This window comes from Chitinivorax sp. PXF-14, assembly GCF_040812015.1.
Taxonomy (GTDB): domain Bacteria; phylum Pseudomonadota; class Gammaproteobacteria; order Burkholderiales; family SCOH01; genus JBFNXJ01.
Window position 1 is genome coordinate 44,286 of sequence record NZ_JBFNXJ010000008.1, and the last position, 22,775, is coordinate 67,060.

20 protein-coding genes and 1 pseudogene are annotated in these 22,775 nt (G+C 66.5%); 18 read left to right on the forward strand and 3 right to left on the reverse strand.

Annotation, left to right across the window (positions count from 1 at the left end):
- Positions 1-7: 7 nt before the first annotated feature.
- The 8 genes from ABWL39_RS11285 to ABWL39_RS11320 all read left to right on the forward strand — a co-directional run bounded on the left by ABWL39_RS11285 (position 8) and on the right by ABWL39_RS11320 (position 9,602).
- Positions 8-871: a DUF364 domain-containing protein gene (locus tag ABWL39_RS11285; RefSeq protein WP_367790654.1), complete on the forward strand. Its 864-nt coding sequence runs from the start codon at positions 8-10 to the stop codon at positions 869-871.
- A complete protein-coding gene (locus tag ABWL39_RS11290; RefSeq protein WP_367790657.1) occupies positions 868-1,602 on the forward strand; it encodes an energy transducer TonB in 735 nt (244 codons plus the stop codon). The genes ABWL39_RS11285 and ABWL39_RS11290 overlap by 4 nt, the downstream gene beginning before the upstream one ends.
- Positions 1,603-1,615: 13 nt before the next feature.
- Positions 1,616-2,341 carry a MotA/TolQ/ExbB proton channel family protein gene (locus ABWL39_RS11295; RefSeq protein WP_367790660.1) on the forward strand — a complete coding sequence of 242 codons (726 nt, stop codon included), beginning with the start codon at positions 1,616-1,618 and terminating at the stop codon, positions 2,339-2,341.
- Positions 2,338-2,760 (forward strand): ExbD/TolR family protein, encoded by a 423-nt coding sequence (locus ABWL39_RS11300; RefSeq protein WP_367790663.1) that lies wholly within the window; start codon positions 2,338-2,340, stop codon positions 2,758-2,760. The genes ABWL39_RS11295 and ABWL39_RS11300 overlap by 4 nt, the downstream gene beginning before the upstream one ends.
- A gap of 421 nt (positions 2,761-3,181) precedes the next feature.
- A complete protein-coding gene (locus ABWL39_RS11305; protein WP_367790666.1) occupies positions 3,182-7,372 on the forward strand; it encodes a sulfite reductase subunit alpha in 4,191 nt (1,396 codons plus the stop codon).
- Between the two features lie 269 nt (positions 7,373-7,641).
- Positions 7,642-8,244: a phosphatase PAP2 family protein gene (locus tag ABWL39_RS11310; RefSeq protein WP_367790669.1), complete on the forward strand. Its 603-nt coding sequence runs from the start codon at positions 7,642-7,644 to the stop codon at positions 8,242-8,244.
- Between the two features lie 243 nt (positions 8,245-8,487).
- Positions 8,488-9,072, forward strand: a complete 585-nt coding sequence (locus tag ABWL39_RS11315) for a helix-turn-helix domain-containing protein (RefSeq protein ID WP_367790672.1) — start codon at positions 8,488-8,490, stop codon at positions 9,070-9,072.
- Positions 9,072-9,602, forward strand: coding sequence for an N-acetyltransferase family protein (locus ABWL39_RS11320; RefSeq protein WP_367790675.1), 531 nt, complete (start codon positions 9,072-9,074; stop codon positions 9,600-9,602). Before ABWL39_RS11315 ends, ABWL39_RS11320 begins: the two co-directional genes overlap by 1 nt.
- Before the next feature lie 62 nt (positions 9,603-9,664).
- On the opposite strand, the gene ABWL39_RS11325 is transcribed toward ABWL39_RS11320, so the two are convergent.
- Positions 9,665-10,252: a TetR/AcrR family transcriptional regulator gene (locus ABWL39_RS11325; RefSeq protein ID WP_367790678.1), complete on the reverse strand. Its 588-nt coding sequence runs from the start codon at positions 10,250-10,252 to the stop codon at positions 9,665-9,667.
- A gap of 395 nt (positions 10,253-10,647) precedes the next feature.
- Between ABWL39_RS11325 and ABWL39_RS11330 the strand changes: the two genes are divergently transcribed.
- The 7 genes from ABWL39_RS11330 (at position 10,648) to ABWL39_RS11360 (ending at position 16,247) form a co-directional block, all read left to right on the forward strand.
- Positions 10,648-11,427, forward strand: coding sequence for a thioesterase family protein (locus ABWL39_RS11330; protein ID WP_367790681.1), 780 nt, complete (start codon positions 10,648-10,650; stop codon positions 11,425-11,427).
- A gap of 155 nt (positions 11,428-11,582) precedes the next feature.
- Positions 11,583-11,942, forward strand: a complete 360-nt coding sequence (locus tag ABWL39_RS11335) for a hypothetical protein (RefSeq protein WP_367790684.1) — start codon at positions 11,583-11,585, stop codon at positions 11,940-11,942.
- A gap of 295 nt (positions 11,943-12,237) precedes the next feature.
- Entirely contained in the window at positions 12,238-12,657 is a 420-nt protein-coding gene (locus ABWL39_RS11340) for a hypothetical protein (RefSeq protein WP_367790687.1), read from the forward strand.
- A gap of 112 nt (positions 12,658-12,769) precedes the next feature.
- Positions 12,770-13,201 carry a hypothetical protein gene (locus tag ABWL39_RS11345; RefSeq protein WP_367790690.1) on the forward strand — a complete coding sequence of 144 codons (432 nt, stop codon included), beginning with the start codon at positions 12,770-12,772 and terminating at the stop codon, positions 13,199-13,201.
- Positions 13,202-13,226: 25 nt separating this feature from the next.
- Complete coding sequence (locus ABWL39_RS11350; protein ID WP_367790694.1) at positions 13,227-14,714, forward strand: multicopper oxidase family protein; 1,488 nt, start codon at positions 13,227-13,229, stop codon at positions 14,712-14,714.
- A gap of 62 nt (positions 14,715-14,776) precedes the next feature.
- Positions 14,777-15,208 (forward strand): DUF411 domain-containing protein, encoded by a 432-nt coding sequence (locus ABWL39_RS11355; protein ID WP_367790697.1) that lies wholly within the window; start codon positions 14,777-14,779, stop codon positions 15,206-15,208.
- Between the two features lie 28 nt (positions 15,209-15,236).
- Positions 15,237-16,247 (forward strand): cytochrome D1 domain-containing protein, encoded by a 1,011-nt coding sequence (locus ABWL39_RS11360; protein ID WP_367790700.1) that lies wholly within the window; start codon positions 15,237-15,239, stop codon positions 16,245-16,247.
- Positions 16,248-16,421: 174 nt separating this feature from the next.
- Here the strand turns inward: ABWL39_RS11360 and ABWL39_RS11365 are convergent.
- Positions 16,422-16,889: pseudogene (locus tag ABWL39_RS11365) on the reverse strand (AraC family ligand binding domain-containing protein); the annotation flags it as partial.
- Between the two features lie 365 nt (positions 16,890-17,254).
- Here ABWL39_RS11365 and ABWL39_RS11370 point away from each other — a divergent pair.
- Both ABWL39_RS11370 and ABWL39_RS11375 read left to right on the forward strand, forming a co-directional pair.
- Positions 17,255-17,773, forward strand: coding sequence for a hypothetical protein (locus ABWL39_RS11370; RefSeq protein ID WP_367790703.1), 519 nt, complete (start codon positions 17,255-17,257; stop codon positions 17,771-17,773).
- A 14-nt stretch (positions 17,774-17,787) separates the two neighbouring features.
- Complete coding sequence (locus ABWL39_RS11375) at positions 17,788-19,416, forward strand: GMC family oxidoreductase N-terminal domain-containing protein (protein ID WP_367790706.1); 1,629 nt, start codon at positions 17,788-17,790, stop codon at positions 19,414-19,416.
- Positions 19,417-19,441: 25 nt separating this feature from the next.
- Here the strand turns inward: ABWL39_RS11375 and fdhD are convergent, their stop codons facing one another.
- Entirely contained in the window at positions 19,442-20,293 is an 852-nt protein-coding gene (gene fdhD, locus ABWL39_RS11380; RefSeq protein ID WP_367790709.1) for a formate dehydrogenase accessory sulfurtransferase FdhD, read from the reverse strand.
- Between the two features lie 187 nt (positions 20,294-20,480).
- On the opposite strand from fdhD, the gene ABWL39_RS11385 reads away from it, so the two are divergent.
- Complete coding sequence (locus tag ABWL39_RS11385; protein WP_367790712.1) at positions 20,481-22,757, forward strand: FdhF/YdeP family oxidoreductase; 2,277 nt, start codon at positions 20,481-20,483, stop codon at positions 22,755-22,757.
- The last annotated feature ends 18 nt before the right edge of the window (positions 22,758-22,775 follow it).

Below are 22,775 nucleotides of genomic sequence, written 5' to 3' on the forward strand. Positions count from 1 at the left end.
GGTCGCCATGCCAATTGCCCCCTGGCCTGACAGGCATATCCCAACCACCTTGCTGGCGGAGCTGCACGCGGCGGTGCTGGCGCGGCTCGGCAGCGATGCCCAGTCGCTGCGTATTGCCCGCGCCGTGCTCGGCATCTTCTTTACCGGCGTCAAGCTCGACAACGGCGCCGGGGGCCTGTGCGCCACGCCGGTCAAGAGCGTGCCGGAGGCCGTGTGCTGCCCCAGCTCGGCCAAAGCCATGCCGACGCCCGGCAAGATTGCCGGGCGCCTGGCAACGCAGGTGCTCGACGATCTTTACCGGCCGCAGGATTTGCGCCGGGCGCTGGCGATCGCCACGCTCAATGCCTTGGCGGAGACGCTATGGATGCGGGACGGCCCGCCGGCGGGCATCGATGTCCGCGAGGGCGACGCCTTCAGCGCTCTTTCGCTCCAGCCGGGGCAGCGGGTGGCCTTGGTCGGCGCCTTTCCACCCTATATGCGCGAGCTTCGCCGGCGCGGCCAGCCATTCAACGTGCTGGAGCTCGATCCGGCGACCTTGAAGCCCGAAGAGCTGCCCTACTATATTCCCGGCGAACGGGCGCCCGAGGTCATCCCTCATGCCGATGTTTTCATCACTACCGGCACGACCTTGATCAACGGTAGCCTGGATGGCCTGTTGCGGCTGTTGTCGCCGGGCGCCCAGGCGGCTGTCATCGGGCCGACGGCAACACTGATCGCGCATCCCTACGCGGCCAGAGGCGTCACTGTCGTCGGTGGCACGCGCGTCGTTGCGGCCGACGACCTGCTCGATCTGCTGGCGGAAGGCGGCTCCGGCTATCACTTCTTCGGCAAGACGGTCGAGCGCGTCACGCTCTGCCTGACTACGCCATGATGCCGCTGCCGGCGGAAGAATGCTTCCTGGGCAGCGCCGTGCCACGGCCGGCGCGAGAGGAACAGCGGCTGCGACCGCGCCAAGCCGTGCAGTGGCTCGCCGTCGCCATGGCCCATGCCGCCGTGGCGGGCATGATCTGGCAAACACCGGCCGCACCGCAGTCCGCGCGCGAATCGGTGATCCAGGCAACGCTGATTTCGCCCAGGCCGCCAGCGCCGCCACAAGTACAACCGCCGCTGCCTGTCCCCGTCGCGCCCAGGCCCGAGGCGAAGCCCGCCACGGCGAAACCGGCGGTGCAACAACGCACCGTCGAACGTCCGGCCGAGTCATCGCTGCTCGCCGCGCAGGAGATGCCGGCAGGCGCGAGCGCCATACCGGCGCCAGCGGCACCGGCTGTTGCCAGTGCGCCCAGGGAACCTGCCGCGAGTGTGCCAGACACGCCGCCCGCCCAGCCGACCCCGCCCGTGTTCGACGCAGACTATCTCGACAACCCGGCGCCACCCTATCCGCAGGCATCGCGCCGCTTCGGCGAGAAGGGGGTCGTGCTGCTGCGCGTGCTGGTATCGCCCGCGGGGCGGGCCGAGCGCGTCGAGATCAAGCAGTCTTCCGGGTTCGTGCGGCTCGACTCCGCCGCCAGCGGCGCAGTCGCCGGCTGGCGTTTCGTCCCCGCCAGGCGCGGTGAACAGAGCGTCGCCGCCTGGGTATTGGTTCCGATTTCCTTCGTTTTGTAATGTGAGTTACACCATGGATGATTCTGCTCTCGGCTTTGCCCACTTTCTTGCCCAATCGGACAATGTGGCACGCTTCATTTTGCTCACGATGCTGCTGGCCTCGGTGGCCACCTGGGGCATCCTCATCGATAGCCTGGTCGGCCATTGGCTGCAGCGCCGGCGCGGCACGCTCTTTCTGGCGCGATTCCGCAACGCGCGCAACCTGCTGGAAGTGGCCGATGGATTGAGCACGGCTGCCGGTAGCCCCTACGCTAGGCTCACCCGCATCGCGCTCGATTCGGCCAGCCATTACGGCGTGCACGATGCCAGCCACCTCGATGCCGCCGGCGGCCTGACGGAATTCCTCACGCGCACCTTGCGGCAGGGAATCGAGGACGAAAACATGCGCTTCGAACGTGGCCTCACCCTGCTCGCCTCGATCGGCTCGACCGCACCGTTCGTCGGCCTGTTCGGTACGGTATGGGGCATCTACCACGCCTTGCTGGCGATCGGCCAATCCGGGCAGGGTACGCTGGACAAGGTGGCCGGCCCGGTCGGCGAAGCGCTGATCATGACCGCGATCGGCCTGGCCGTCGCCATCCCCTCGGTGCTCGGATACAACGCGCTGACCCGCAAGAACCGCCTGGCGCTCAGCCGCCTCGACGCCTTCGGGCACGATCTGCTGACCATGGTGGTGACCGGCGCGCCACTGTTGCGGAGCAAGCACATGAATGCACGCAACGATACGGGAGCGGCATGATGGCATTCGGGACACTCAATTCCGGCGCGGGCGGCGGGCGCCCCGTCGCCGAGATCAACCTGATCCCCCTGGTTGACGTCATGCTGGTTCTACTTGTGGTGTTCATCGTCACCGCGCCATTGCTGACTCACGCCGTCAAGCTGGAATTGCCGCGCGCCAGCAGCCGGCCCAACACCTCGTCGGCCAAGCACATCGAGATCGCCTTGCAGGCGAACGGCACCCTGTACTGGAACGGCACCGCGATCACGCGCGCGGAGCTGGAGCAGCGTGCCGCACAGCTCGCCCTACAGGCGCCGGATACCGACATCCACCTGCAAGGCGATGCCAGCGTGCCCTACGGCGATATGGCAAAGACCCTCTCCGCTCTTGCGCGACATGGCTTGTCGCGGGTCGGCTTTGTCACCGATCCGTCCAACTGAGCTGCGCTCGGGCTGCAGCGACACGCAGCCTGCCTGACAAGGGCTGGCCCGATGGCCCGGCCCGCCACGCGTGCATGGCTGTTCCCTTTGTGCTTGCGCCATGGCGGCGTGGCAAGCCATCGCCAGCCTTCACTCCGCCGCGGATTGACCACGCGCAGCGTGTTGCACCCCACCTGCCCCGCAGCACGGTGGCCGGGTGCGCCCCGGCGCTGTTTCAACGATTGTCTGCCCGCCTGGCAGCCCCATCTCGGTGAATGGCGGGCCCAGCTTGCCTCTTGCCTGTGCATGACGGCATGGCGGGCTGGCTGATACCCCCTGAAGCGGCCGCATGGCGCCGTAAATGACGCCGGTGGGCGTACATGGCCCGCTTTTTGCTCTTCGTTATATATGTTTGGATATAGCGAATGTGGGGGTGGTGCAGATGAACGCCAACAAGACCGTCAAGTCCGTCTGCCCCTATTGCGGGGTTGGCTGCGGCATTGTCATGGAAGTTGCCGGCCCGCGCGTGATCAAGGTGTCGGGCGACAAGCAGCACCCGACCAATTTCGGCCGGCTGTGCACCAAGGGTAATACCTGCATCCAGGCGATCGCCGAATCGGGCCGGCTCGAGCACGCCTATCTGCGCGGCAAGCGCCAGCAGGAGCCCGCGCGGGTCGCCATGGAGGTGGCCATCAAGGAGACGGCGCGGCGCCTCAAGGCCATTGTCGGCACCCATGGGCCGGATGCGGTGGCGCTCTACGTGTCGGGGCAGATGTCGCTCGAGGCGCAGTATCTCGCCAACAAGCTGGCCAAGGGCTTCATCGGCACCAACAATATCGAGTCCAACTCACGCCTCTGCATGGCGAGCGCCGGCAGCGGCTACAAGCTATCTCTGGGCTCGGACGGGCCGCCGGGCTCGTACCAGGACTTCGACCGAGCGGACCTGTTCTTCGTCATCGGCGCCAACATGGCGGACTGCCATCCGATCCTGTTCCTGCGCTTGATGGACCGGGTCAAGGCCGGCGCGAAACTGATCGTCGTCGATCCGCGCCGCAACGCGACGGCAGACAAGGCCGGGCTCTATCTGCAGATCAAGCCGGGCACCGATCTGGCGCTGCTCAACGGCCTGTTGCACCTGCTGGTGAAGAACGGCCACACCGATGCGGATTTCATTGCCGAATTCACGCAAGGCTGGGAGGCGATGCCGGCCTTCCTCGACGATTACGCGCCGCACAAGGTGGCCGAGATCACCGGCATCCCCGAAGCCGATATCCGCCAGGCGGCGGACTGGATCGGGGCCGCCCGCGAGTGGATGAGCTGCTGGACCATGGGGCTCAACCAGAGCACGCATGGCACCTGGAACACCAATGCGATCTGCAACCTGCATCTCGCTACCGGCGCCATCTGTCGCCCCGGCAGCGGGCCCTTCTCGCTCACCGGCCAGCCCAACGCGATGGGCGGGCGCGAGATGGGCTATATGGGGCCGGGCCTGCCGGGCCAGCGCTCGGTGCTGGTGGACAAGGAACGCGCCTTTGTCGAGGACTTGTGGGGCATTGCCCCCGGCACGCTGCGCCCCGAGTCGGGCGGCGGCACCATAGCCATGTTCGAGGACATGCAGGCCGGCAGGATCAAGGCGTGCTGGATCATCTGCACCAACCCGGTGGCCACCGTACCCAATCGCAAGAACGTCATCGCCGGCCTCGAGGCCGCCGAGCTGGTGATCACGCAGGATGCCTTTCTCGATACCGAGACCAACCGCTTTGCGGACATCCTGCTGCCCGGCGCGTTATGGGCCGAGGCAGAGGGCGTCATGATCAACTCGGAACGCAATATGACGCTGATGCAGCAAGCCGTCGAGCCGCCGGGCGAGGCGCTGGCCGACTGGCAGATCATCGCCCGCGTGGCCTGCGAGATGGGCTATGCGCATGCCTTTACTTACGGCAGCGCGGCAGATGTGTTCGACGAGCTCAAGCTGGCCTGGAACCCCAAGACCGGCTACGACATCCGCGGGGCAAGCCATGAGCGGCTGCGCCAGTCCCCGCTGCAGTGGCCCTGCGCGCCCGGCCCGGCGCATGACCGCAACCCGCTCCGTTATCTCAACGACGGCATCAGCCAGACCCTCAGAACCCGCGAAGACGGCAGCCAGCCGCTCATTGCCTTCGCCACCGAGAGCGGCAAGGCGGCCTTCCTGCCCAGGCCCCACATGCCGCCAGCCGAGATGCCGGACGCCGACTTCCCCTTTGTGCTCAACACCGGCCGGCTGCAGCACCAGTGGCACACGATGACCAAGACCGGCAAGGTGCCGACACTGAACAAGCTCAACCCGTGGCCGTTCGTCGAGATCCACCCCGACGATGCGGCCGTGCTCGGCATCCGCGACAAGGATCGCGTGGAAATCCGCTCGCGGCGCGGCCGTGCGCTGCTGCCCGCGCAGCTCACCGACCGCGTACGGCCCGGCAACTGTTTTGCGCCATTTCACTGGAACGACGTATTCGGGGACGATCTGGCGATCAACGCCGTCACCGCTGACGCCGTCGACCCGATCTCGCTGCAACCCGAATTCAAGTTCTGTGCCGTCGCCTTGCTGCGCGCCGCAGAAACCCCCATCCAACAGTCGGCGACTGGTGCGGACGACGGCGTCCCGCCACGCGCCAGCGCAGGCCCGTCGCCCCATGCCAACAAGGAACTCACCATGAAGCAGATCGATGCGCTGGCCAGCCTGCTGGACCTCGATGCCGCGCCCGCCCTGGCGTTGGCGCCGCATGAACAACGCTATATGCAAGGCTATCTGAGCGCGCTTCGTACCGAGGCTGCGCGCGAGGCCGGCGGCGTGCCGGTATTGCCGGCCACGGCGCCATTCGAGGCGGGCAAGCGCCTGATGCTCGACGGCATGCTGGCCGGGCTGTTTGCCCGCACCTGGCTGGCCGATGACGGGCTCCAGGCCCCGGCCCTGCCGGAGCCGGCCAGTGACGCCAGCGCGGCGGCGAAACCGCGGGTCGCCATCGTGTGGGCCTCGCAGACAGGCAATGCCGAAACCCACGCTGGCCAGTGTGGCCAGCGGCTCAAGGCCGAGGGCTACGATGTCACGCTGGCCAGCATGGACGCTGTCCATGCGTCCGACCTGGCCACGTTCAGCCACCTGCTGCTGTTGACCAGCACCTTCGGTGATGGCGATCCACCCGACAACGGCAGCGCCTTGTGGGCTGCCCTGCAGGCCGATGGCGCCCCACGGTTCGCGCAGACGCGGTATTCGGTGCTGGCGTTGGGTGACTCGAACTATGACCAGTTCTGCGGCTTCGGCCGCAAGCTCGATGCGCGGCTGGCGCACCTCGGCGCCCAGCGGCTGTGCCCCAGGGCCGACTGCGAGCCGGACTACCAGGAAACAGCCAGAGCCTGGCTGGATGCGGTAGTCCAGGCGCTTGCGGTCCCCGCCCTGCAAGCGCCTGCCAGCCCAGTGCCGGTGCTGGCCGGCGCCGTCGAACCTGCCGGGCTGCCTGCTACCGCCGAGGTGGCCGGCTACAGCCGCAGCCAGCCGCTACGCACGCGGCTCGTGCAAAATCGCCTGCTCAATGCGGCCGGCGCCGAGAAAGAAACCCGGCAATATGCCTTTGACCTTGCCGGCAGCGGTTTTCACTATGAGGCAGGCGATGCGCTGGGGGTCTGGCCCACCAACTGCGCCAACCTGGTCGGTGACATGCTGGGCGCCCTCAAGCTGCCGGCCGCCAGCATCGTGCGGGTCAAGGGCCACGGCGAGCTTGCGCTGGGCGAGGCATTGTCACGCCACCATGACATCACCCGCATCACGCCCGAAGTATTGCAGTTCGTACATGAGCGCACCGGCAGCGACGAGCTCGCCGCACTGCTGCAGCCGGACAACAAGGAGGCGCTCAGGCAGTGGCTGTGGGGCCGGCAGCTCATCGACCTGCTGCGCGCCTTCCCGGTTGCCGCCAGCGCGGCCGACTGGCTGGCCGTGCTGAAACGGCTGCAGCCGCGCCTGTATTCGATCTCGTCGAGCCCGAAAACGACACCGGGGCAGGTCCAGCTCACCGTATCCACCGTGCGCTATGGCTGTGAAGGCAAGCTGCACGGCGGCGTCTGCTCGACCTTCCTGGCCGACCGGGCGGCCGAGGTCGAGGTGCCGATCTTCGTGCAGCAGTCGGCGCATTTCCGCCCGCCCGCCAACCCGAACGCACCGATGATCATGGTCGGCCCGGGCACCGGCATCGCGCCGTTCCGTGCCTTTCTTCAGGAGCGGCGGGCAACGGGCGCACCGGGGCGCAACTGGCTGTTCTTCGGCGAGCAGCGCGCCGCAACCGACTTCTATTACCGCGACGAGTTGGAAGGCATGCAGCGTGATGGCCTGCTGCATCGGCTCGATACCGCCTTCTCCCGCGACCAGGCCGACAAGGTTTACGTCCAGCATCGCATGCTCGAACACGGCGCGCAGCTTTGGGCCTGGCTCGAGGAAGGGGGACATTTCTTCGTCTGTGGCGACGCCAGCCGCATGGCTCGGGATGTCGATGCCGCGCTCAAGCAGGTGGTGCAGGCCCACGGCGCGATGAGCGCGGACGACGCGGCGGCTTATGTCGGCAGGATGGCGCAGGACAAGCGCTATGTCAGGGACGTGTACTAGCGCCAGATGGGGCGTGGCATGCGCCCGGACCTGTACAGCGGATGGGGGGCGCTCGCAGTACGCCTGCGGGCTTTTCCCGGGCGCATGGGGTGTTGGCCGGAGGCGAGCCAGGGCGCGCTTGATCCACACCACTGCCCTGCCCGCTCAAATGCTTAAGCGCCAGCTAAGTTTTGGGCAATACCATGGCTGCTTTCGAATTCAGTCACGGTGCCGGGGCCTGCACGATTGGCAGGAAGGCCCCGCGCACGTCGGCACGGGTGAAGACCGCCATGAACATGCTGGAAACCTACAATCGGCAGCTATTTCTTGCCATCAATGCCGGGCCGGATACCCCGCTATCCGTCATCCACCTGACCGCGTTCCTGGCGGACGACGCGATCTTCCTGCTGCCCGTCCTGCTGGCGGGGCTATGGCTGTGGGGCCGCTTGCCCAAGCGCGAGCTGGTGGTGCGGGCAAGCTGCGTTACCTTGCTTGCCTTGGGCCTGAACCAGCTGATCATCCTGCTGTGGCCGCATCCACGGCCATTCATGATCGGGCTTGGCCATACCTGGCTGGCCCATGCGGCGGAATCCTCGTTTCCGAGCGACCACACCACCGTCTTCGCCGCGCTCGCCGTCACCTGGCTCATGGGCGAGCTGGCCTCGCTGGGGATCGTGATCCTCGGCGTCGGGCTTGGGGTGGGCTGGGCGCGCGTCTATCTGGGCGTGCATTTTCCGCTTGATATCGTGGGCGGGCTGATGGTTGCCGGCTGCAGCTACGCCTTGCTGATTCCCGCATGGCGCCGATTCGGCCCGACGCTGACGCTGCGGGTGCAAATGCTGTACCGGCATCTCTTCGCCCTGCCGATTGGCGCAGGGTGGCTGAAAGCCTAGCTGGCGCTGTCTCTCGCTGCCGCCGTGAGGCCGCGGCCCGGCGTTGCCGTGGCGCCGAGCCTGGCGGGTGGCCGCCCCGCGGGTAGCCGCCCCACAATTGGCCACCCCGGCAACAGACCACCCCACTGATGGTGCGCTGGCGCGCGGTGCCAGCGGTGAAACTGCGGCGCGACGATATCCAGATGATCGATATGGCTCGCAAAATTCCTTGTTAATGGAAATTAAATCCATTATATTGGATTAATGAATGTCGATTCCCTCATCGCCAAACGCGTCCGCGACCTGCGCAAGCAGCGCGGCCACACGCTGGACAAGCTGGCCGAGCTGAGCGGCGTCAGCCGCTCGATGATCTCGTTGATCGAGCGCGAGGAAACCAGCCCGACGGCCGCCGTGCTCAACAAGCTGGCCGATGCGCTCGGTGTCACGCTGGCCTCGCTGTTCGCCGACGAAACCCAGGGCACGGCGGAGCTGCCGCTTGCCCGCTTCGCACAGCAGCCGGTGTGGCAGGACCCCGCCTCCGGCTATGTCCGGCGCCAGGTGTCGCCGGGTGGCTACGCATCGCCGATCGAGCTGGTCGAGGTGATGTTCCCGCCCGGCGAGACGGTGGCCTTCGACAATCCGACGCGGAACATCGCCACGCACCAGCAGGTCTGGATGCTCGAAGGCGCGATGGAGATCACCACGGAAGAACGGACATGGCAGCTCCACGCCGGCGATTGCCTGGCGATGGTGCTTGGCCAGCGCATCGTCTTTCGCAACCCGACCGGCGAGCCGGCGCGCTATGCAGTCGTGCTGACCAGCCTGGCATTTACCTCAAGGAGACCGTGATGAGCGAGCCCACCATCGTGCGCTGCACGTTCGAGCGACATGCAGACGCCATCCTGGACATTTTCAACGACGCGATCCTGAATTCGACCGCCTTGTACGACTACAAGCCGCGGCCGCCCGAGAGCATGGTGACGTGGTTCGACGCCAAGCGGGCCGGCGGTTTCCCGGTGATCGGCATCGAGGACGAAGACGGCACGCTGCTGGGCTTCGGCAGCTACGGCACGTTTCGCGGCTGGCCCGCCTACAAGTACACGGTGGAGCATTCGGTCTATGTGCACAAGGGCCATCGCGGGCGCGGGCTTGGCCGCGTGATCATGCAGGCCCTGATCGCGGCGGCCCGGCAAAACGGCGTGCACGCCATGATGGGCGGCATCGACGCGACGAACGCCGGCAGCATTGCGCTGCACGGGCAGCTTGGCTTCAGGCACGTTGGCACCTTGCCCGAGGTCGGCTTCAAGTTCGGCCGCTGGCTCGATCTGGCCTTCTATCAGCTGCTGCTGGAAACACCGGCCCACCCCGTTGACGGCTAAGCCGCCCGGCGCCGTGGCCATGAAGCGAGGCCAGCTGCAGGTGCGGCGCCAGCCGGCATCACTCAACCGGGCAGGCCTGCGCGCTGCCTGACCGACCGGCGGGCCTCGTCCAACATGCGGGTTGACCGCTCGTCATCGGCGATGCCACGTACGATCGCCATGGCGCCAACCATCTCGAACAGGATCGACGCCGCCAGCACCTCCGGCTCGGGCTGCGCCAGTCGGCGCAGCGTGCCGGCGATCTCCGCGATCATCATCTGTATGCCGACCTCGAAGCGTTGCCTGGCGGCAGGCGTCATGCGTGCCACGTCGCCGGACAGGGCGACGGCTGGGCATCCCTTGTCGCGCCGGTCGCGGTGCAGCGGGCTCAGGTAAAGGTCGATGTAGTCACCCATGCCCTTGACAGGGTCGGCATTGGCAATAACCTTGTGCAACGCCGCCATCCGTTCTTCGAACATGTAGTCGATCGCCTCGACAAGCAGCGCATCCTTGGACTTGAAGTGGGCATAGAAGCCCCCGTGCGTCAGCCCGGCCTTGGACATCAGCGTGGCCACGCCGATCTTGTCCGGCCCGTACTGGCGAATGGCCTTGGCGGCCGCCATCACCACCTTGCGGTGCGTCCGCTGTTTATGTTCCGGGTCGTAGCGCATGGCGATTCCATCGATTCGATGATGACCATCATATTGTGGCTGCCAGCCGCCGCCAAGCGCCCTGAACACCGCGACCGATGCCCGGGCCAGCTTGCCTTGCGCCATGGCGCCGCAGATTGGAGATCTGTCGCTGGGTGTATCACCGGCGCTTCGATCGGATTGGGAATGCCGTGACTATTGGGCCATGGTGCGAGCGCGGTCAGTCACAACTCGCATCATGGCGCTTTAGCATGATCATCGTCATGCAACTTGGGCAGGAGGGGCGCACTTGCACATCGCTGGTGACGATAATATGATGACCGTCATATTATTGGCGTCTAATGCACTGGAACCTGTATCAAGCGACGATCACCAAGAACGCCGCCTGCCCCCTACCCATCAAGGATCGTTTGCCCATGACCACGCTCTCGCAACTCATCGACATTTTCTCGCCGACCACCCCGTTCACCCCACCCGCCAACTGGTTTCAAGGGCGAACCGCCTACGGTGGGTTGTCCGCCGCCCTGGCGCTGCAGGCGGTACTGGCTCAGCCCGACGGCGAGATGCCATCGCTGAGGTCGGCGCAGATCACTTACATCGCGCCGATGGCGGATGGGCTGACCTTCCAGGTACAAGCGCTGCGCCAGGGCAAGTCGGCTAGCTCGGTGGCGGTTGATTGCCTGGTCGACGGCTCGATTGCGTTGCGCGCCGCCTTCATCTTCGCCAACGCCCGCCAGAGCCGCTACCACCACGAGCTCACCGTCCGCCCCGAGGTCCGGGCACCTGAAAGCTATGCGCCGCCGCCCAGCAAGGCGCCGCTACCAATATTTTTCAGCAACTTCGACATACGTTTTGTCAGTGCCGCGGTGCCCGGCTCCGGCTCGGATACCCCCGAGCTGCTGGCCTGGGTCAGGCTCAGGGAGGCTGCTGGCGTGGCGCCGCAGGTGGCGCTGCTGGCGCTCGGCGACTGCCTGCCGCCTGCGACCATGGCCTGCTTCACCGAGCCGGCCCCGATCAGCTCGATGAACTGGACCGTCGATTTCGTGCAGCAGCCGGCCGATACGACGGGCTGGTTCCTGCTGCGCTCGCGTAGCCTGCACGCGGGCGAGGGCTATTCCTACCAGCTGATGGAGGTGTGGGACGAGGCCGGCAAGCTGGTGATGATAGGCAGCCAGACGGTTGCGATCTTTGCCTGAGATGGGGAGCAGGCATCGTGGTTAGACGGCGCTCGACCCTGCTGCCGATGTTCCCGGCCAGGTGCGGGCCGTAGGCCACCTGCCCGCCGTTCGGGCGATGGCAAATCCGCCATCGCGTTCGCAAGCCGGCGATGAGCTGTGGTACATTGGGCCCCATGTCGTGGGCCAAGTGGATCATCATTTGCTGGATTGCCGTCTGCGTGCCGGTGGGCACGGTCATGGCGGCGCTGATGCCATGGTGCATCGACGGCAAGCCCGCGGCCGTGTCGCAGGCATCCATCGACCAGCACGCGCACATGGCGCATGAGGCCAAGGCTGGCACCCATTCCCACGATGGCAAGTCCAAGTCGCATCAGGCCGCCTGCGAGAAGTGCGATCTCTGCAGCCAGGCCGCGCTCGATACGCCGGTGCTGCAGCTCCCGCCGCTGCCGCAGGCCCCGCAGTTCAACGCCCGCCTGGTGGCGTTGTCACCCCAGCACGTCCCCCATCCGCTGTACCGACCTCCTTTAGCCTGAGCCCCGCCGCCCGCGCGCCAATTGCCGCCGGGTTGTCACTTGTCGCGTGCCGTCTGTCCGCGAGGCACGCTGTCGCGCCATCCATCGGCGTGAATCAGGTTTCACGAGGTTTTCATGTACACCATTTCCCCACGCCGAGCGTGGGTCGGACCAGAGCGCGCCTTGCGCATCGGCCCGACTGGCACGGCGTCACTGGCAGGCAGCGAGGCTAGCGGCTCGCCACGGCTTGACCTGAGTCAACGCCGGGCGCCGCGGCCCGCCTATACTGGGGGCTCATTCTCGCGCCCCCGACCCGATGCGGATCCTCAGAAAACACCTGCGCCAGCTCTGCTGCCTGATGGCCGCAGGATGGGTGTTTTCGCTCGCGCTGGCGGCGCTGCCGGGCTGCTTGCAGGCCGAGGCACTGGGCCAGCCCGGCCCAGTGGCGACCATGGCTGCGCGCCATATCGTCGGCGACGGCCACCCTGCGCATCCCGCACATTCCAACAGTGCGACGGCTGCCTGCACGAAGCACTGCGACGATGCCCAGGCCGGCACGGTCAAGCTACCGCCAGCCGACACGCCACTGGCCGCCGTATTCGTGTTGCTGGCCTACGGCCTGATGCAGTTCGCGCTGCAGTTGCGCGTGCGGCCCGCCAGGCCATGCTGGCCCGCCAGCTGGGCCGTGGTGGCCGCCCCGCCCGCTACCATCCGCTTCCACCGCTTCAACGATTAGCCCTGCCCTCCCGCCCGGGCCACACGCTGCTCACCCTGGAGCGCCGCGCCTGGCCGGGTACTGCTATTCCGCTTTCCCTTTACTCAGTGTTTCAACCGACAGGAGTGTTGTCATGAACAAGCCACTAGCCATTGTTACGTCTCTTGCCTTCATGCTGGCTGCCGGTGCGGCCTTTGCTGTCGATGAGCATCATCCCGAGCCGGCGAAGCCCGCCGCCACCGCCAAGAGCAAGACGGCCAAGCCAGCGCCATCGGCTGCGCAGATGGACGAGATGATGAAAAAAATGCAGGACATGCACGACAGGATGACGGCCGCCAAGACGCCCGAAGAACGCCAGCAGCTGATGAATGATCAGCGCAAGCTGATGCAGGACGGCATGGCGATGATGAAGGGCACCAGCGGCATGGGCTGCCCGATGATGGATGGCAAGGGCGGCGGCATGATGATGGGTGGCGACGCCATGGGCAAGCGCATGGACATGATGCAGCTGATGATGGAAATGATGATGGACCGCGAGGCGGGCACCATGCCCATGGCCAAGTAAGCCATCCAGTCAGGATACGATATTGATGAATAGACGCGATTTTCTGGCCTCACTCGGGGGCCTCTCCCTCCTCGGCCTGGCGCCGGGCCGCGCCCAGGCTGGCACCATGCACGCCATGGCGCATGCCGTGGCCGCGCCGGTCGAGCTGGCGCCGCTCGATGCGCTGCCCGGCGGTGCTCCGCTTGGCGCGCTGACCCGGCTGGCCAATACCAGCGGCCAGCCGGGCCTGTTCCGCGCGACGCTGCGCGCGGCTCCGGTCAACATGCCCTTGATCGCCGCCGGCCAGACCGAGTTCTGGGCCTACAACGACGGCCTGCCCGGCCCGCTGATCGAGGTCAGCGAGGGCGATACCGTCGAGATCCTGTTCGAGAACCGGCTGCCGCGGGCGACGACGGTACATTGGCACGGCCTGCCGATCCCGCCCGAGCAGGACGGCAATCCGCAGGATCCGGTGCCGCCCGGCGGCCAGCGCCGCTACCGCTTCACGCTGCCCGTCGGCAGCGCCGGCACCTACTGGTATCACCCGCACCCGCATGGCGACACGCCGGAGCAGGTCTACCGCGGCCTCGCCGGGCCCTTCGTGGTGCGCGCCAAGGCCGACCCGCTGGCCGGCATCGCCGAGCGCCATGTACTGATCTCCGACCTCAAACTTGCCCGCGACGGCAGCATTGCGCCCAATGATGCCAATGACGAGATGAACGGCCGCGAAGGCCAGTTCGTGCTGGTCAACGGGCAGCATCGGCCGGTGATCGTTTTCGATGCGGCCGGGCGCGAGCGCTGGCGCGTGTGGAATGCCACCAGTGCGCGCTACCTGCAGCTCACCCTGCCGGGCGCCACGCTGACGCTGGTCGGCACCGATGGCGGGCTGCTGGAGAAGCCGCAGGCCGGCCTCGGCGAGCTACTGCTGGCGCCGGGCCAGCGCGTCGAGCTGATCGTCGATGCCGGCACGGCGGGCGGCATGGCCGAGCTGGTCGCCGCCCCCTATGCGCGCGGCAAGATGGGCGATGTGGCGCCGGACCAGCCGGTGCGCCTGCTGAGCGTCGATTTCGGCAGCCCGCGGGCCACAGTACCCGCGCCGCTGCCCGCCACGCTGGCCCGCATCGATGCGCTGGGCAAGCCACGGGCCGGGAAGCGCGTGGTGTTCAGCGAACGGATGTCGATGGCCGGCGGGCAGCACAGCATGACCTTCCTGATCAACGGCAGGCTGTTCGACATGAAGCGCATCGACTTCGTCAGCCGTGCCGGCCAGGTCGAGCTGTGGGAAATCGCCAACGAGGCTGACATGGATCACCCCTTCCACATCCACGGCACGCAGTTCCAGGTGGTCGAGCGCGTGCAGGATGGCAAGACGGTGAAGGCGCCTTACCGCGCCTGGCACGACACCATCAACGTCAAGCCCGGTGAGACCGTGCGCATCAAGCTGGTGCAGCACTTCAAGGGTATCCGCATGTTCCATTGCCACATTCTCGAACACGAGGGCGCCGGCATGATGGGACAGCTCAGGGTCGTGTGAGCCCGTATCAAACCGTCAGGGCCGGCTGCCGTGCCGGCCATTGCTGAAAACAGGAGTGACAGATGAGCAAATTACGTACCTTCTTTGCAACCCTCGCGCTGGTCGCACCATTGGTGCAGGCCGCCACGCCGGTAACCCTCTACAAGAGCCCGACCTGCGGCTGCTGCGAGGCCTATGTGAGCTACCTCAAGGCCAACGGCTTCGATGTCGAGGCGATCAACAGCAACGACATGGACCGCATCAAGCAGGCGCACCGTGTCGGCAACCTCAACAGCTGCCACACGGCGCTGATCGGCGGCTACGTGGTCGAGGGCCATGTGCCGGTCGCGGCAATCCAGAAACTGCTGCGTGACAGGCCGAAACTCGTCGGCATCAGCGTGCCGGGCATGCCGGCGAACTCGCCCGGCATGGGCGAGATGAAGCCCGGCACGCTGACTGTCTACGCCATCGCGCAGCAGGAACGCGCCAAGCCTGCCGTGTTCTCCGTCGAATAAACCCACCACCATCAAGGAACGTCAAATCATGCGAAATACAGTGAAACTGGCCATTGCCTGCGCCATGCTGAGCCTGGGCTGGGCCGTGGCCGCGCCGAGCGGCACCGTCTACACCGCCAACGAGCGCGATGGCTCGGTCAGTCAGGTCGACCTTGCCAGCGGGCAAGTCGTCACCGTCAAGCTCGACATCGTGCCGCACAATGTACAGGTGTCGCCGGACGGCAAATGGCTGCTGGCCACCGGCATGCCCGCGCATGGCGGGCACCAGGGGCATGGCGGCCATGGTGGCGGCGGTGGGCTGCTCGAAGTATTCAGCACCACCGGATTCGATCAACCGCTGTTCACGCTGCCCGCCGGCGATCACCCGGCCCACGTGGTGACGGATCAGGCCGGCAAGCGCGCCTTCGTGACGGATTCGGCAGCCGACGAGGTGCAGGTGTTCGACCTCGACACGCGCAGCCGCGTCGGCGCGGTCAAGACCGGAAAATTCCCGCACGGCCTGCGGCTGAGCCCCGACGGCAAGACCTTGTACGTAGCGAACATGAAGAGCAACAGCGTGTCGGTGATCGACACGGAGCGCGCCGCCGAGGTCGCCCGCATCCCGGTCGGCAAGGCGCCGGTGCAGGTCGGCTTTGCGCCGGGCGGCAACGAAGCCTATGTCTCGCTGAGCGGCGAAAACCGGCTCGGCATCATCGACACCGCCACGCGCAAACTGGTCGCCAAGCTGCCGGTCGGCCGCCTGCCCATCCAGATGTACGCCACACCGGACGGCAAGCAGCTCTATGTCGCCAACCAGGGCAGCACCAGTCAGCCCGACGACCGGGTATCGGTCATCGACCCGGCCGCCCGCAAGGTCCTCGCCACGCTGACCACCGGCAAGGGCGCGCACGGCGTGGCGATCAGCCGCGACGGCGCCTATGCCTTCGTCAGCAATATCGAGGCGGGCACCTTTTCGGTCATCGACACGGCAAGCAGGCAGGTGATCGCGACGCACCATGTCGGCGCGGGCCCGAACGGCATCAGCTATCGGCCGGACTGAGCCTGGTGCAGCCCGCCCCTCTTCCCGCATGACGAAGGCCGCCATCCGGCGGCGCCCCCGGCGGCCCGCACGGGCCGCCTTCATTGGGGCATGAGGGCCGGCTCTGGGACGTGAGCAGGTGTCGATGGCTTGCCCGAGCCATCTAAGGTCAGGCTCGATTGCGGGGTGGCCGCGCTAATCCGCGGCCGTCTCAACATCGTAGTAAATCGACAATGGGGATAGCGCGCCCCTGGCGGCCTGGGGCCTGATGGTGCGCGACTGGGTGAACAGGAAATGCAGGAAGGGCAGCCACTCCGTCTGCATCGCGAGTGACGATGCCCCCCGGCTCTGGCTCAACGCGTCATGCAGGCGCAGCAAATGGGCCGCCAGCAGCGGATCTTCGATCATCGTGCCCGCGAGCTCCGGCTCGCAGCTGGTGCCCGTCAGCTCTTCGGCGATGTCGCGCAGCAGATTGGCCGACACGCGAAACGTCTTGAGCGTATAGGGCTCCCCGCCGCTGCTCACGCCGTCGTGAATCTCGCCTGGCGGCATCAGCGAAATGCGCCCGGGCCCGAGCAGCACCGCCTCGCCGTTCACACATTGCCGTTGAATGCCACGCGTCACCAGCCCGACATGGTAGTCGAGATGGCAGTGGCGATCGAAGCTGAACGCCGAGAAATATCACTCCCCCAGGACCAGCCCCGGTACATCGGCGATACGTTGGTACTGGATGTCGTCTTTCATGTCGGGAGCCATTCTCCCTCCCGCTTGGGGGTCGAATGGCGACATGGCCAAAACACTATCGTAGCGCAGCTTGGCCCCTTGGCAGTGTCAGCCGCGCGTTGCCATCTAAGGCCCCGGCGGTGGGCTGTGATGGCCTCCCCACGCGGGCCCGAGAATGTCAATAAATAACCCATGATTGTCAACGGCAACTCTGTCTGGGATGGGCGCCAGCCGGCAAACTTGGCGCCATAACCACACAATACCCGCCAGACGATAGGGCGCGGATTGAACACCCAAGGAGACACATGTCAACGACGCTTTCCCGCCGGACCTTCCTCAAGGCCGGCATTTTCGGGGGGCTGGCACTCGTCACGGCGGGCGGTATCTACCGCCTCACGCATGCAGCCGACACGCCACGCCATTTCACGCTCGATGCCGATGCCCGCGCCATCCTCGCGGCAGTGGCACCGGTGATCCTGGCGGGTGCGATCAAGCATGGCGAGCCCGATGTCGAGGCCGCCGTCGAGCGCACCCATAAGACGATCCTGGCCTTACCGCTGGCGACGCAGAAGGAAATCCAGGACCTGTTCGCGCTGCTCGCGCTGACGGCCACACGGCGCTTTCTCGCCGGCCTGTCGGCCGACTGGGCCGATGCCCCGCCGGCGGAGATCGCTGCCTTCCTGCAGCGCTGGCGCGTACACAGCCTCGGCACGCTGCAGACCATCTACCACGCGCTGCACGATCTCGTGATCGGCGGCTGGTATGGCGACGAATCGACCTGGGACGCCATCGGCTATCCCGGCCCGCTCAAAGCACTCAGCTGAACAAGGCAGACACCATGACCACGAGCCCCATTCCAGATCCCATCCAGACCGGCCTTGCGTCCGGCTGGCAGGTCATCGACGCCTCCACGCTCGATGCCGACCGTCAATTCGAAACCGATGTGGTGATCATCGGCACCGGCGCCGGTGGCGGCGTGACTGCCGACATTCTCAGCGAGGCAGGCCTGAAGGTGTTGCTGATCGAAGAAGGACCGCTGAAGTCGTCGAAGGATTTCAAGATGCGCGAGGCGCAAGCCTACCCTGCCCTGTACCAGGAGTCGGCGGCGCGCAAGACCAAGGACAAGGCGATCAACATCCTGCAGGGCCGCAGCGTCGGCGGCTCGACCACGGTCAACTGGACCTCGAGCTTCCGCACGCCGGAGAGCACGCTGCATCACTGGCAACAGCACTTCGGCCTGACCGGCTACTCGCCCGAGGCGATGGCGCCGTGGTTCGCGCAGATGGAGCAGCGGCTGCACATCGCCCCGTGGGCCGGCACGCCGAACGAAAACAACGATCTGCTGCGGCGCGGTGCGGATAAGCTCGGCATCCACACCGCCGTCATCCCGCGCAACGTGAACGGGTGCTGGAACCTGGGCTACTGCGGCATGGGCTGCCCGACCAATGCCAAGCAATCGATGCTGGTGACCACCATCCCGGCGGCGCTGTGGCGCGGCGGGGTGCTGCTGACCCGCACGCGCGCCGAGAAGCTGGTCTTCAAGGGCGACAGCGCCGACAGCCTGTCCTGCGTGGCGCTGGGCGCGGATGGCCTGGCACCGACCGGCAGGGCCATCACCGTGCGGGCCCGCCACTACATCGTGGCCGGCGGCGCCATCAATTCGCCGGCCCTGCTGCTGCGCTCCGGCGCGCCGGACCCGCACCAGTTGCTCGGCAAGCGCACCTTTCTGCACCCGGTGGTGCTGTCGGCAGCCTTGTACGACCAGAAGGTCGAGGCGTTCTCCGGCGCGCCGCAGTCGATCTATTCCGATCACTTCCTGAAAACGGCGGCGGTCGATGGGCCGATCGGCTACAAGCTGGAGGTGCCGCCGCTGCACCCCCTGCTGATCTCGGCCACGCTCGGCGGCTTTGGCCAGCACCATGCGCAGCTGATGCAGCAGTTCTCGCAGCTGCAGGTGACCATCGCGCTGCTGCGCGACGGCTTTCATGAGGACTCGATCGGCGGTACGGTCGAGCTGCGCGATGACGGTTCGCCGGTGCTTGATTACCCGATCAGCGATTTTGTCTGGGACGGCGCGCGGCGCGCATTGCTGACGATGGCGGAAATCCAGTTCGCGGCCGGTGCGCGGGCGGTCTACCCCGGGCATGAAATGGCCGATGGCTACACGAGCTGGCAGAGCGCCAAACAGGCCATCGGGGCGCTGTCCTACAAGCCGCTGCTGACGAAGGTCGTGTCGGCACACGTGATGGGTGGCTGTACGATGTCAGACGACATCAAACTCGGCGTGGTGTCGTCAACGGGCCGCTACCATGGTGTACGCAATCTGTCGGTGCACGATGGCTCGCTGTTTCCGACCTCGATCGGCGCCAACCCGCAGCTGTCGATCTACGGCCTGAGCTGCCGCCTGGCCAGCCAGTTGGCGCAGCAGCTGACCGGCAGGCCGGTGACGCCACTGCAGCCGGCCTAGCGGTGCCATGCGGCTGCGGGATGAGTCAGCGGGGTGCGCTGCCGCCCGCGGCTTGCAGGCGTCCGGCATGGGTGTAGATCACCAGGTTACCGCTACGTGCAAAGCCGGCCAGCGTGACCGCGGTTGTATCCGCAAGCCGCACAGCCAGCGCCGTCGGGGCCGATACCGCCGCCAGAATGCCGGCGCCGATCGAGGCGGTCTTGAGCACCATCTCGTAGCTGGCGCGGCTGGTGACGATCACCGCGCCGCGCTGGCGATCTTCGTTGCCGCTCGCCAGTGTGCCGGCCAGCTTGTCGAGTGCATTGTGGCGGCCGACATCCTCGCGGACCCAGGCCAGCGTGCCGTCGGCACGCAGCCAGGCCGCCGCATGGGTGGCGCCGGTATCGCGCAACAGCGCCTGGCGCCTGTAGAGGGCGGCAAAGGCGGCGTCGAATACGGCCGGTTCGAAGCTGGCCGTGCTGGTGACGGGCGCCGGCAGGCGCAGCACCTGGTCGAGCGACTCGCTGCCGCACAGGCCACAGCCGGTGCGGCCCGCCAGCGCACGGCGGCGTGCCTTGAGCCCGGCAAAGGCGGCATGGGCGATGTCGAGCCGCACGGTCACGCCGTTATCGGCTGCCTCCACCTCGATGCCGTAGATATCGCCGATGCTGTCGATAATGCCTTCGCTGAGGCTGAAACCGATCGCGAAGTCTTCCAGGTCGGTCGGCGTCGCCAGCATCACCGCATGCGAGATGCCGTTGTATTCGAGCGCGACCGGCACCTCTTCGGCCAGGCGGTCATCCTCAGCCGTCATCGTGCCGCCGCGCCAGCGCCTGACCGCGACGGTGCGCTGCGCCGGCGCATCCTCGATACCAGCGCCGCTGTTTTCGCTTGGCATGTCCCGCTTCATCCGTCGTCCCCCGCTTGTCCGCAGGCCTGGTTTTCAACACCTGCGGCCATGCTTTATTTGTATGCCTTCGTTGACGATTGGCAAGCCAAGTCTATGCTGACAGGGTCGACATCCCGCCATGAGTTGGGGTGTTGTTCCGGGGCCGGATCGGCTCACGCACCTTCTGGGAGGCAATATGGCCAAGCGACGCGATGTGCCGGGCATCCGGCCTTACGACGGCCCCGCAGGCGGCTGGGGCGCGCTACGCGCGACGGCGCAGGCCATCCACGACCAGATGGACGCAGTCAAGGCGCCGATCACGCTGCTGCGGATAAATCAGCCAGACGGCTTCGATTGCCCCGGTTGCGCCTGGCCTGACAAGGAGCACCGCTCTACCTTCCAGTTCTGTGAAAACGGCGCCAAGGCGGTCACCTGGGAGGCGACCAACAAGCGGGTGCCGCCGGCGTTCTTCGCCGGCACCACGGTATCGGCCCTGCTGGCGCGATCCGACTACGAGCTGGAAGACCTGGGGCGGCTGACGCACCCGCTGGTCTACGACCGCGACCGGGATACCTTCCGCGCCGTCGCCTGGGAAGACGCCTTCAGCCGGATCGGCGAGATCCTGCGCGGGCTGCCGCCCGATCAGGTCAATTTCTACACCTCCGGCCGGGCCTCGAACGAGGCGGCCTTTCTCTACCAGCTGTTCGCACGCGAATACGGCACCAACAATTTCCCCGATTGCTCGAACATGTGCCACGAGGCCACCAGCGTCGGCCTGCCGCGCTCGATCGGCATCGGCAAGGGCACGGTGTCGCTGGATGATTTCGAGCATTGCGATCTGATCATCTCGATCGGCCACAACCCCGGCACCAACCACCCACGGATGATGGGCACGCTGCATGAGGCGGCGCGCCGCAATGTACCGATCATCGTCTTCAACCCGCTGCGCGAGCGCGCGCTCGAACGCTTCGCCGACCCGCAGAACTGGCTCGAAATGGCCACCTACGGCTCGACCCGGATCGCCTCGACCTATTACCAGGTCGACGGCGGCGGCGACGCGGCCGCCCTGATCGGCATCATGAAGGCGCTACTGGCGATGGATGCCGAGCACGGCGGCGTGCTGGACCACGATTTCATCGCCGCGAACACCGAGGGTTTCGAGGCCTTCGCCGCCGAGCTGGAATCGACGACCTGGGCGGAGATCGAAAAGGCCTGCGGGCTCGCGCGCGCCGATCTCGAACAGGTGGCGGCGCTTTATGCCGCCTCGAATGCGACGATCGTCACCTATGGCATGGGCGTTACCCAGCACAACAAGGGCACGGCCAATGTCCGCCTGATCGCCAACCTGCTGTTGCTACGCGGCAACTTCGGCAAGCCCGGTGCCGGGATCTGCCCGCTGCGCGGCCACTCCAACGTGCAGGGAAACCGCACGGTGGGCATCACCGAGTGCCCGTCGCCTGCTTTCCTGGCGCGCATCGAGCAGGTATTCGGCTTCAAGCCACCCGAGGCCCCCGGGTATCACGCCGTCAGTGCGATGCAGGCGATGGTAGACGGCCAGGCCAAGGCGCTGATCTGTTTAGGCGGCAATTTTGCCGTCGCGCTGCCCGACCACGAGCAGTCGTTCGCCGCGATGGGCAAGCTCGATCTCAGCGTGCATGTCGGCACCAAGCTCAACCGCTCGCATCTGCTGGTGGCCAAGGAAACCTACCTTTTCCCATGCCTGGGGCGGACCGAGCTCGACGTGCAGGCGAGCGGCCCGCAGGCGGTGACGGTGGAGGACTCGATGTCGATGGTCCACGCCTCTTCCGGCAAGCTCACGCCTGCATCGGAGCAGCTGCGCTCGGAGCCGGCGATCGTCGCCGGTCTCGCCGTGGCCACGCTGCCCGACAGCAAGGTGCCCTGGCTCGAGATGATCGCCGACTACGACAAGATCCGCGATGCGATCGAGAAGACCGTGCCGGGCTTCGACAACTACAACGCGCGCATCAGGCAGCCCGGCGGGTTCCGCATGCCGCTGCCGCCGACCGAGCGCAGATGGACGACCCCCTCGGGCAAGGCGGTGTTTTCCGTTTACGGCGGCGTGGGTGAAGACGCCGGGGTGTTCGGCGCCGATAAGGTGCTGCGCCTCATTACGCTGCGCAGCCACGACCAGTACAACACCACGATCTACGCGATGGACGACCGCTATCGTGGCGTATTCGGACGCCGCGACGTGCTGTTCATGAACGAGGCCGACCTGGCCGCGCGCGGGCTCGAGCACGGTGACCTGGTCGACATCGAGACGGTCACGCCGGGTAGAAAGCTGCGCATGGAGAAGGTCACGGCCATCGCCTACAGCATCGCGCGGGGCTCGGTCGGTGCCTACTACCCCGAGGCCAACGTGCTGGTGCCGCTCGATTACATCGACAAGGATAGCGGCACGCCGTCCTACAAGTCGGTGCCCGTGCATGTGATGCGCTCGACAGCCCCGTGACGTAGCGGGCGGCATGCC